Raw genomic sequence first — 1,680 nt, 5'->3', positions numbered from 1 at the left:
AGGTGCGGCGTCAGCGAGGCGGCCAAAGCCACAGCCTCGCCACCGCCAAGGGCCATGCCCACTACCCGCAGATGGGCATAGGGCGCCAACAGGCTGCGCACGCCTTCCATAAGCAGCTTGTGGTCGTCAACCAGCAGGATGCGGCAGATTTCCATACGCCTGTCCAATCATCCTTTGTTCAGAACGGTGACCGGGCGGCCGTGCGGGCGGCCATTCCCCGACGGGCGGACAGGCTGCGCGGCTACAGCAGAAAGAGCGAAGCCAGCCCGAGAAAAATGAAAAAGCCCGCGCCATCCGTAATGGTGGTAAGAAATATGCTGGAAGCGTGCGCGGGGTCACGCCCCAACGCACGGAAAATAAGCGGTATGGAGCCGCCGGAAATGGCCCCGAGCAGCATGTCGCACATGAGCGCCCCGCCCATGACCGCCCCGATGGCCGCAACCCCCGTAAACCACCACACGCCGAAAAAGGCCGTGACAGCCATGACGATGCCGGTCACAAGACCTATCTTGCCTTCGCGCACCACGGCCATCCAGGCTTTTTTCTGGTCAAAGCGGTCTGTAGCCAACTGCCGGATCATAACGGCAAGAGCCTGCTGGCCCGTATTGCCCGCCTGGTTGGCAACCATAGGCATAAGCACGGCAAGCACGGCCATCTCGGCAATGCTGCCCTCAAACATGTAGACCACAGAAGCCGAAAGCGCCGAGTTGAACATGTTTACAAAAAGCCAGGGCAGGCGTTTGCGCACGCTCTCTCGCCAGGGCGTGTCCACGCTTTCTTCCGGGTCAGCGCCCACCATGCCCAGCATGTCGGCGCTGGCCTCTTCGTGCATGATATCCATGATATCGTCATAGGTAATGACGCCCATGATGTGGCCTTCGTTGTCCACAACAGGCATGGCCATGAAATTGTAGTGCGAAAGCAGGCTTGCAACCTCGCGTCTGTCCGTATCATAGGTGACGCTGATGACGCTCTGCCCGGCCACGGCGTCGCCCACAATGGTTCCGGGGCGGGCCAGCATGAGGTCGCGCAGGGAAAGCACGCCCACAAGCACGTCGTGCGGGTCTACCACATAGCCGTAATAGGGACTTTCCTTTTCGGCCATTTCAGAACGGATATGGGCGATGGCCTCATCCACGGTCTGGGTGCACTCCAGCAGGATGAGCTCGGTGTTCATGGCCCCGCCCGCGGAGTCCGGGTCAAAATTGAGCAGGTTGCGCAATTCTTCGGAATCTTCGCGGGTCAGTTTTTCCAGCAGGGCGTCGCGATGGTCCTCGTCCAGTTCGTCCAGCACGTCGGCGGCGTCGTCCGGGGACATTTCGGCAATAATCTGGGCGGCCACGTCCGTATCCAGATTTTCCAGCACGTCCACGGCCACGTTGCCGTCCAGTTCCGCCAGCGCTTCGGCCGCGTCCTCTTTGGACATGCGGGCAAGCGTGCTGACCTGCTTTTCAAGACTGAGATTTTCCAGATGGTCGGCCATGTCGGCCGGGTGGATGAACTCCTGGTCCGGAAATTCCGACCCGTATTCTTCATCACCGGAGGGCGCTTCCTCGTTCATGCCCGGCGCTTCGGGCAGGGCGTCGCCGTCATGCGGGCAAGAGGTCGAAGCCGCAGAAAAAGGCGCATCTTGCGGATCGCCCGCAGCCGCATGGTCTTCGGAACCCGCGCCGTCAGCAA

General features: G+C 61.0%; 1 protein-coding gene. It reads right to left on the bottom strand.

Translation table 11 applies throughout. The features are described 5' to 3' along the window. Nucleotides 1-241 precede the first annotated feature (241 nt). On the bottom strand, nt 242-1,561 hold the full coding sequence (mgtE, locus tag V6C16_RS12605) for a magnesium transporter (protein ID WP_333535749.1): 1,320 nt from the start codon (nt 1,559-1,561) through the stop codon (nt 242-244). Nucleotides 1,562-1,680: the final 119 nt, after the last annotated feature.

Origin of the sequence: Desulfovibrio sp. 1188_IL3213 (genome assembly GCF_036763145.1) — a bacterium.
In the GTDB taxonomy this organism is placed as follows: Bacteria; Desulfobacterota; Desulfovibrionia; order Desulfovibrionales; family Desulfovibrionaceae; genus Desulfovibrio.
This window is presented reverse-complemented; position numbering and strand designations above follow the sequence as displayed.